Source organism: Mesorhizobium sp. M4A.F.Ca.ET.020.02.1.1 (assembly GCF_004022645.1).
Classification (GTDB): Bacteria; Pseudomonadota; Alphaproteobacteria; order Rhizobiales; family Rhizobiaceae; genus Mesorhizobium.
Genome location: NZ_RZOI01000216.1, coordinates 1 through 8,245, shown reverse-complemented (window position 1 = coordinate 8,245; position 8,245 = coordinate 1). Strand labels below are relative to the sequence as shown.

Here is an 8,245-nt window from a genome sequence, read left to right as displayed (position 1 = left end):
GCGGATAGTCGCCGCGCACAATCCGAAGGCCGATCTCGCTGGCCAGCGAAGCATGCACGCTCGATCCCGGAATGCGCGGCGCATCGGCTCGGCGAATGGCGGCCTGGCGCTCGGCGGACGCCGCCTGCTCCGGTGATTTTTCCTTGTTCGGCTTCCCGTTCCGCATCTGCCCCAGAAAGTCCGGATTTCGGACCCTGTCAAGCACGGCAAGGCTGATGGAGCGCAAAGCCGGCGGCTGTGCACAGATCAGCCACGGCTTTGCGCCCCATCATGCCGTTTTGACGTATTTGCGCCAGCTGTGCTCCGGGCGGAAGCCGAGCAGGTCGCGCGCCTTGCGGTTGGAAAGCAACGTCTCGTATTCACCGAGCTCCGCCTTGACCGGGACATTCGGGTAGAACCGCTTCAGCAGTTCCGCAGTCGGCAGGTCGGACGAGGTGTCGTCGTTGGCGGCATTGAACACCTGGTAGCCGAGCCCGTCCTTCTCGACGGCGCGCAAAGTGATCTGGCCGAGGTCGCGAGCATCGACATAGCTCCAGGCGATCCTCTTGCGGAAGCCGGGATCGGCGAACCACTTCGGGAAGAGTGAATACTCGTGCGGTTCGATGACATTGCCGATGCGCAAGGCGTAGATATCGGTGCCGTTGCGCTGCGCGAAGGCTCGCGCGGTCTTCTCGTTGACGATCTTGGACAGTGCGTAGCTGTCCATCGGGTCGACGTCGTATTCCTCGTCGAGAGGAAAATACTTGGGATCGCGCGGTTCGTTGGCGAAGACCAGGCCGTAGGTCGTCTCGCTGGAGGCGATCACCACCTTGCGGATGCCGAGCTTCACCGCCGCCTCGATGACATTGTAGGTCCCCATCGCGTTGATGCGGAACACCTCGTTGTCGGGCGTGATCATGATGCGCGGGATGGCGGCGAAATGCACAACTGCGTCGACCGGCTGCGGACGCAGCGACGGATCGAACTCATGCAGGCCCATATAGCTCGACAGTGCGTTGAAAACCTGGCCGCTGTCGGTGATGTCGGTAATCAGCGTGCGCACCTTGGGATTGTCGAGCGGCTTGGTATCGATGTTGAGCACCTGGCAGCCATGCTCGACCAGATATTGCACGACATGACGCCCCGCCTTGCCGCTGCCACCGGTGAACATGATCCGCTTCGTCATTTCGCTCTCCACATCGCTCGCTATTGCCGTGTATTGTCAGACAATATTGCATTCCGCAACCATATGCGGCAAGAACAACGGCGAAATTATCGATAATCCCCAGACAGGACGGAACGACATGACCACCACCGCCGCGCGCGAAAAAATCGGCTTCATCGGCTTGGGCCTCATGGGGCACGGCATCGCCAAGAACATCGTCGACAAGGGCTATCCGCTGACCTTCCTCGGCCGCAAGAACCGCAAACCGGCGGATGACCTGGCTGGTCGCGGCGCCACAGAAGCGGCGACATCGCGCGAGGTGGCGGCATCATCCGACATCGTCTTCATCTGCGTCACCGGCTCGCGCGAGGTCGAAGCCATCATTCGCGGCCCCGGCGGCCTGAAGGAGGGCCTGAGGCAAGGCGCGGTGGTCGTCGATTGCTCGACCTCCGATCCGGTCTCGACGGTGGCGCTGGCTGCCGAACTCAGGGCGCTCGGCGTCGACTATGTCGACGCGCCGCTCAGCCGCACGCCGAAGGAGGCCTGGGAAGGCACGCTGGACGCCATGGTCGGTGCGCCCGACCCGGTCTTCAACAGGGTGAAGCCGGTGATCGAGACCTGGGCCGGCCGCATCGTCCATATAGGCGACACCGGCGACGGCCACCGCATGAAATTGCTCAACAATTTCATCTCGCTGGGCTACGCCGCGATCTATTCCGAGGCGCTGGCGCTGGCCGAGAAGGTCGGCATCTCGCCGTCGCGTTTCGACAGCGTCATCCGCAACGGCCGCACGGACTGCCCCTTCTACCAGACCTTCATGCGCTGGACGCTGGAGGGCGACCGGGACGCGCATAAATTCTCCATCGCCAACGCCTTCAAGGACCTTACCTATCTGGAATCCATGGCGGGCGCCGCCGGCATCGCCAACCCGCTCGGCAACGCCACCAAGAACGCCTTTGCCGGCGCCTTCGCCGCCGGCCCGGCCGAGCAGTTCGTGCCGATGCTGGCGACCCATATCGGCAAGGTCAACGGCGTCGACCTGATGCCGTCAAAAGATGGCGTGAAGCAGAAGATTTGAAGTCGGGAAGGCCTCGCGTCACCGCCGCGACCGCTCGATGACCTCGTCGGTGTTGGCCAGCAGCCGGTGCACGGCGGTTCGAGCGGCGGCCGGGCGCTTGAGGCGGATGGCCTTCTCTATGGCCTCGTGCAACGACTGCGCCCGCCGCTGGTCGCTGTGCTCGCGCGTGACGAAGACGAACAAATGGTCGAGCGCCGATTCGATCAGCACGCCGAGCGGCACCAGCAGCTCGTTGCCCGATGCCCTGAGAATGGCGAGGTGAAAGCGCGTGTCGGCGCGCGTGCGCTCCTGCAGGTTTGTGGCAACCCCCATCTCGCGGCAGGCCTGGCTGATTTCGGCCATCTGCTCCTCGCTCCTGCGCATGGCGGCGAAGGCGCTGGCTTCCGGTTCGATGATGTGGCGGAATTCCTGCACCGTCTTCAGGAACAGCTCGCGGTCCGGCGCGCTCGCGTACCAGGCAAGCACATCGCGGTCGAGCAGGTTCCAGCGTTCCTTCGGCTCCACCCAGCTTCCGATCTTGGGGCGTGATGCCAGAAGGCTCTTGGCCATCAGCATCTTGATCGCCTCGCGCACCGCCGAGCGGCTGACGTTGAAGGTTTCCGACCATTTGGCCTCGTTGGGCAGGATGGTGCCCGGCGGATAGTCGCCGCGCACGATCCGAAGACCGATCTCGCTGGCAAGCGAGGCATGCACGCTCGAGCCCGGGTTCCAGGCCATCTCCGGTCGCCGAACAGCGACAAGTGGATGGCTGGCCGTGGTCCCGGCAGAGCGTTTTCTTGATTTGTCGTCCGGCATCGGCGTTCCGGCATCGTCAGTCCGTCGCGTGGAAACTGTCCGGAATTGTCCGCGCCCGCGGATGCCTTCGCCGACCTATGGGCGCGTCAAATCCGGAGACTGCCGCCCCCGACAACGCTGCCTGTCCTTGTCCCTGAGGGAAGTGACGGGGCGCCCTTCGAAGGGCACCCCGAGATCGAGACCTACTTCTGGATGCAGGTGTCGACCGTGTCCTTGGTGCATTCATCGAGACCGGTGAAGACCGGATCGTCGACCTTCTTGCCTTCGATCAGGTCGATCATCACCGACGGCGCCTTGTAGCCCATTTCGAACGGCCGCTGGCCGACCAGCGCGGTCACCAGACCATCCCTGGCAATCGCCACTTCGTCGCCGATCGTGTCGGCCGCGCCGATGACGAAGGCGTTGCTGGCGATCTTGTCGGCCATCGGCTTGAACAGGTCGCGATAGGGCTGCGGCGCGCCGAACAGCGGCCAGCCGCCCATGATGCCGAAGGCGTCGAGGTCGGGATTTGCGGCGAGGATGTCGGTCATCGTCTGTACGCCCTTGGCGCCATCGTCATTGGTGAACACCGGACATCCGGCGACTTCCGTCCAGCCGCCTTCACCGGCAAGCGCCGCGAGGCCGTCCTTGCCCGACAGCGCGTCGCGCATGCCTTGAGCGCGGCGCAGGATGTTGTCGGCCGCCGGATTGCCTTCGATGGTGCAGATCTTGCCGCCATTGGGCTTGGCCTTCTTGATGTATTCACCGATCTTCTTGCCCATCAGATAGTTGTCGGTGCCGAGATAGGTCTTGCGAAGGCCCGCATCTTCCTTGGCAAGGTCGGCATCGACCGTCATGATCGGGATCGAGGGATTGGCGGTCTTGATCGTCTGCGCGATCAGCGGCGCATTCGACGGCGAAATCGCCATCGCCACTGTGTCGGGCTTGCTCAGCATGTCCTGCACGATCTGAGCCTCGCCGGCCTCGTCCGAAGTCGATGCCGGGCCGGTGTAGAAGCATTCATATTCCGAGCTGGCGTTTTCCTTGTTCCACTTCTCGCAGCCCTGGTGGATGGCTTCGAAGAATGGGTTGTCGAGCCCCTTCACCACAATGACGAGCTGTTTCTTGGCCAGTGCCGGCCCGGCGCCCAACGCCATGACGGCGGCAGCGGCGAGCAAAAGTGATTTCCTCATATCAGTCCTCCCTTGAAACAGACGGGCACGGCGTGCCCGCCACGCAGACCAACCCGGTGCGCGAAGACAGAGCATCGTTTCACGAGCGCTCGTGCCTCCGCCAGTCCAGGCCGATAAGCATTTCCAGATGCAATTCCGAACCGTGCCGGCGAGAATTGCCGCCAAGTCCCGGACCGGTATCGCTTCCGCCGATTCCGCCCGGCCAGCCGGGTCGAAAGATCGGCATGATCTTCCTCCGATGCTTAGCTAATATCGGCATGCGGCCAACGTCAATTGCTATTTGTCCTACAAAACGGATTTTTGGTAAAACATGTCTTCAATTCGTCCGACAATTGATTGACGCCTGCATGAGCATTAGCGTAAATGCGCCAAATCGCCGTTCCCGGGGAGGAGCTGGGGAGAGCGAGGCCGCGGCAGAACCGCAGGCCGCAACAGGGAGGCATAACGCTGGTGGCGGTTCTCGAACTCACCAACATCTCAAAGCATTTCGGCGCCATCCAGGCGGTCAACGACGTGTCATTGTCGATCGAGCCTGGCCAGGTCGTCGGCCTGATGGGCGACAACGGCGCCGGCAAGTCGACGCTGGTCAAAATGATCGCCGGCAATTTCCGCCCGAGCCATGGCAACATGCAGCTGGACGGCAAGGAGCTTGTCCTGCACAAGCCGGCGGAGGCCCGCCAGCACGGCATCGAGATCGTCCATCAGGACCTGGCGCTGTGCAACAACCTGACCGCCGCCGCCAATGTCTATCTCGGCCGTGAGCTGCGCAGGGGCGTCGGTCCGTTTCGCATCCTCGACTATGCCGCCATGTACAAGCGCGCCGGCCAGCTCTTCGCCGAACTGAAGTCCGAGACCCGCCCGCGCGATCTCGTCAAGCAGATGTCGGGCGGCCAGCGCCAGGCGGTGGCGATCGCCCGCACCATGCTGTCGCAGGCCAAGATCGTGCTGATGGACGAGCCGACCGCGGCGATCTCGGTGCGCCAGGTCGCCGAAGTCCTGAACCTGATCCGCCATTTGCGCGACCAGGGCATCGCAGTGGTGCTGATCAGCCACCGCATGCCCGACGTCTTCGACGTCGCCGACCGCGTCATCGTCATGCGGCGCGGCAGGAAAGTGGCCGACAAGACCATCGCGTCCAGCTCGCCCGAGGAGGTAACCGGTCTGATCACCGGCGCTATCGAGCAGGTCGCATGAGCACGGCAACCCCGGAATTTACGGTGCTGGCGCGGCCCGGCAGGAAAGGTCGATAATGGCAGTCACCCTTGACCAGACGATCGCGCAGAAGCAGCACACCTTCATGTCGCGGCTGCTCGGCAGCCAGACTTTCTGGGTGGTGATCGCGGTGATCCTCGCCTGCCTGTTCCTGTCCTTCGCCACCGACGCCTTCGCCACGCAGAAGAACCTCTACAACATCACCCGCAACATCACCTTCGTCGCCATCGTCGCGCTCGGCATGACCTTCGTCATCATCACCGGCGGCATCGACCTGTCGGTCGGCTCGGTGCTTTGCCTGTGCTCGATGGTGCTGGCGGTCACCATGCATGCCGGCTACGGCATCGAAGTCGGCATCCTCGCCACCATCCTGACAGCGCTCGTCATCGGCGCTTTCAACGGCATTCTGATCGCGTATCTCGGCTTTCCGCCGTTCGTGGTGACGCTCGGCATGCTGTCCATCGCGCGCAGCCTCGCTATGGTCGCCTCCAACAACACGGTCGTCTTCCAGTTCGGTCCGGACCACGACAAGCTGCTCGCGCTGGGCGGCGGCGCCTGGGTGTTCGGCATCGCCAATCCGGTGCTCTACATGATCCTTCTGGCGCTGATCACCGGCTTCACGCTGCGCTGGACCAAGTTCGGCCGGCACATCTTCGCCATCGGCGGCAACGAGCATGCGGCGACGCTCACCGGTGTTCCCGTCAAGCAGATCAAGGTCGCAGTCTACATGATCTCGGCGCTCGCGGCCGGCATTGCCGGCATCATCGAGACCGGCTGGCTGGGCGCCGTCACCACCAACATCGGCACCGGCATGGAATTGCAGGTGATCGCCGCCACCGTCATCGGCGGCGCCAATCTCGCCGGCGGTGTCGGCACCGCCTTCGGCGCCATCGTCGGTGCGGCGCTGATCGAGGTGATCCGCAACAGCCTTGGCCTGCTCGGCATCAACGCCTTCTGGCAAGGCACCTTCATCGGCGGCGCCATCCTGCTCGCGGTCCTGTTCGACCGTATCCGCAATTTCAGGCGCAGCGACTAGGCCGGACCGGATCCGGCTCCTATCGCTCAGTCTGAAAATCCGCCCGTGCGGCGCAAGGCGCCTGTGAGGCCTAGCGCACGCGCCTTGACGAGCGCCCGACGCCCGCCGCACAATCCCCGGGCGGGCGAAGGGAGGCCAGTCGCCCGCGGGAGGATATACCCATGACGGACGCGATCAGGCTCTATTGGGGCCGGTTCGGACATGTCTCTGTCCTGAATGTCGCCAACGACTTCGTCACCCATGCCCATGTCGAGGCGCATCTGATCATCTGGCTTGAAGGCACGGCCGGCGAGATGACCATCGGCCGCGAGACGGTGCGGCTCGGGCCCGACACCGCCGCCGGCATCAATTCGTTCCAGCCGCACAGCCATGCCCTTTCGCATGACGGCAGGCCGGGCCTGTTCCTCGCCTTCTACATCGATCCCGACTGGGCCCGCCGGCGCCGCGACCTGCCCTCGTCGGCGCCGCTGTTCGCGCAGGCCGCGATCACGCTGGAGCCGTGGCTGCACCAGGCGGCGGCGCACCTGCTCGATCATCTCAGCGACAATGAGAGCATCGACGACATCGCCAATTACGAGATCGAGCGCTTCATCGACAGCGTGCTCGACGCCGCCGACGCCTCGGCGCCGCATGTGGCGCGTGGCCGCGTCAACACCATGCAGGATTTCCGCGTCCGCAAGGCGATCCAGCTGATGAAGGCCAATGTCTGCGAACGCATCTCCTTCGACGACGTGGCCCGCAGCGTCGGCCTGTCGAGGCCGCATTTCTTCGCCTTGTTCAAGGAACAGACCAATCTGACGCCGAACGTCTACTGGAACACGCTGCGCATGGAGGAAGCCGTGCGCCAGCTGCAATGGTCGCAGGAACCGCTGATCTCGGTCGCTTGCAATCTCGGCTTCACCACCCAGGGCAATTTTTCGCGCTTCTTCCGCGACCATGTCGGCGTGCCGCCGACGCTCTATCGCGAGGCGGCGCGGGCGATGGCTTGAGCGGCCCTGGCTGCCTTCGGTCTATTTTCAGACTGATTGATAGGCGCTCAAGACGCATTGATAAGCGCCGGCTGCCCGTGCGCCCTACCCTTCCCGCCATACGCATCCGCAAGGGAACGGCTCCATGGCGAAAGTCACCATCTCCAGCGTCATCGACGCGCCGGTCGAACAGGTCTGGGCGCGGATACGCGACTTCAACGGCTTGCCGAGTTGGCACCCGCGCATGATCGAAAGCCATATCGAGGACGGCAAGGATGCCGGCACGATCGGCTGTGTGCGCAACTTCCAGCTCGTCAGCGGCGCCCGCCTGCGCGAAAAATTGGTCGACTTCTCCGACGAGAAGTTTCTGGTCAGCTACTCCATCCTCGAGACCCCGCAGCTGATCACCAATCACAAGGCGACGCTGCAGTTGCGGCGTGTCACCGACGGCGACCGCACCTTTGCCGAATGGAGCGCCAGCTTCGACGCAGCTCCCGAGGAAGCCGACAAGCTCGCCGAAGGCATGGGCGCCAACGTCTTCCAGGGCGGCTTCAACGCGCTGAAGAGCCATTTCGCCGGCCAAAGCTGAGCCAAGGAGCGTGCCATGGCGCTTGCCCTCCAAACATTCCCGACGGTGAAGGACGCGAACGCTGCACTGCAGGCGGTCGGCACGCGCTATCTCGGCGGCGGCACGCTGGTCGTGCGCGCCGCCAATGAAGGCGACGTTTCGGTCACCAGACTTGTCCGCGCCACCGAGCCGTCGCTGTCGACGATTACCGTTTCCAATGGCAGGGCCGTTCTTGGCGCCTCCGTCACCATGGCGGCGATTGCCCGCCATCC

8 protein-coding genes and 2 pseudogenes are annotated in these 8,245 nt (G+C 63.8%); 6 read left to right on the top strand and 4 right to left on the bottom strand.

Annotated features, from left to right (window positions below; translation table 11 throughout):
- Together EN742_RS39380 and EN742_RS15565 are read right to left on the bottom strand one after the other, a co-directional pair.
- Positions 1-166 (bottom strand): annotated as a pseudogene (locus EN742_RS39380) (FadR family transcriptional regulator); the annotation flags it as partial.
- A 102-nt stretch (positions 167-268) separates the two neighbouring features.
- Positions 269-1,165 carry an NAD(P)-dependent oxidoreductase gene (locus EN742_RS15565; RefSeq protein ID WP_127406059.1) on the bottom strand — a complete coding sequence of 299 codons (897 nt, stop codon included), beginning with the start codon at positions 1,163-1,165 and terminating at the stop codon, positions 269-271.
- 118 nt (positions 1,166-1,283) lie between these two features.
- Here EN742_RS15565 and EN742_RS15560 point away from each other — a divergent pair, with 118 nt between their 5' ends.
- On the top strand, positions 1,284-2,222 hold the full coding sequence (locus EN742_RS15560; RefSeq protein ID WP_128332995.1) for an NAD(P)-dependent oxidoreductase: 939 nt from the start codon (positions 1,284-1,286) through the stop codon (positions 2,220-2,222).
- An 18-nt stretch (positions 2,223-2,240) separates the two neighbouring features.
- Here the strand turns inward: EN742_RS15560 and EN742_RS15555 are convergent, their stop codons facing one another.
- Together EN742_RS15555 and EN742_RS15550 are read right to left on the bottom strand one after the other, a co-directional pair.
- Positions 2,241-3,017, bottom strand: coding sequence for a FadR/GntR family transcriptional regulator (locus tag EN742_RS15555; protein WP_127421311.1), 777 nt, complete (start codon positions 3,015-3,017; stop codon positions 2,241-2,243).
- Positions 3,018-3,199: 182 nt separating this feature from the next.
- The gene (locus tag EN742_RS15550; RefSeq protein ID WP_128332994.1) at positions 3,200-4,189 is read right to left on the bottom strand and encodes a sugar-binding protein; all 990 of its coding nucleotides are present in this window, start codon (positions 4,187-4,189) and stop codon (positions 3,200-3,202) included.
- A gap of 450 nt (positions 4,190-4,639) precedes the next feature.
- Here EN742_RS15550 and EN742_RS15545 point away from each other — a divergent pair, with 450 nt between their 5' ends.
- From EN742_RS15545 to EN742_RS15525, 5 genes and pseudogenes are all read left to right on the top strand, one after another.
- Positions 4,640-5,383 carry an ATP-binding cassette domain-containing protein gene (locus EN742_RS15545; RefSeq protein ID WP_126059018.1) on the top strand — a complete coding sequence of 248 codons (744 nt, stop codon included), beginning with the start codon at positions 4,640-4,642 and terminating at the stop codon, positions 5,381-5,383.
- 55 nt (positions 5,384-5,438) lie between these two features.
- Positions 5,439-6,437, top strand: a complete 999-nt coding sequence (locus EN742_RS15540; RefSeq protein ID WP_126059017.1) for an ABC transporter permease — start codon at positions 5,439-5,441, stop codon at positions 6,435-6,437.
- A 161-nt stretch (positions 6,438-6,598) separates the two neighbouring features.
- Complete coding sequence (locus EN742_RS15535) at positions 6,599-7,426, top strand: AraC family transcriptional regulator (protein WP_126059016.1); 828 nt, start codon at positions 6,599-6,601, stop codon at positions 7,424-7,426.
- Positions 7,427-7,550: 124 nt separating this feature from the next.
- Positions 7,551-7,994 carry an SRPBCC family protein gene (locus EN742_RS15530; protein ID WP_127407623.1) on the top strand — a complete coding sequence of 148 codons (444 nt, stop codon included), beginning with the start codon at positions 7,551-7,553 and terminating at the stop codon, positions 7,992-7,994.
- 15 nt (positions 7,995-8,009) lie between these two features.
- Positions 8,010-8,245: pseudogene (locus EN742_RS15525) on the top strand (FAD binding domain-containing protein); the annotation flags it as partial.

Bases quoted from the DNA above. Each gene is read 5' to 3' on its own strand.
- EN742_RS15565 (WP_127406059.1), bottom strand. From the start codon at position 1,165: ATGACGAAGCGGATCATGTTCACCGGTGGCAGCGGCAAGGCGGGGCGT.
- EN742_RS15560 (WP_128332995.1), top strand. From the start codon at position 1,284: ATGACCACCACCGCCGCGCGCGAAAAAATCGGCTTCATCGGCTTGGGC.
- EN742_RS15555 (WP_127421311.1), bottom strand. From the start codon at position 3,017: ATGCCGGACGACAAATCAAGAAAACGCTCTGCCGGGACCACGGCCAGC.
- EN742_RS15550 (WP_128332994.1), bottom strand. From the start codon at position 4,189: ATGAGGAAATCACTTTTGCTCGCCGCTGCCGCCGTCATGGCGTTGGGC.
- EN742_RS15540 (WP_126059017.1), top strand. From the start codon at position 5,439: ATGGCAGTCACCCTTGACCAGACGATCGCGCAGAAGCAGCACACCTTC.
- EN742_RS15535 (WP_126059016.1), top strand. From the start codon at position 6,599: ATGACGGACGCGATCAGGCTCTATTGGGGCCGGTTCGGACATGTCTCT.
- EN742_RS15530 (WP_127407623.1), top strand. From the start codon at position 7,551: ATGGCGAAAGTCACCATCTCCAGCGTCATCGACGCGCCGGTCGAACAG.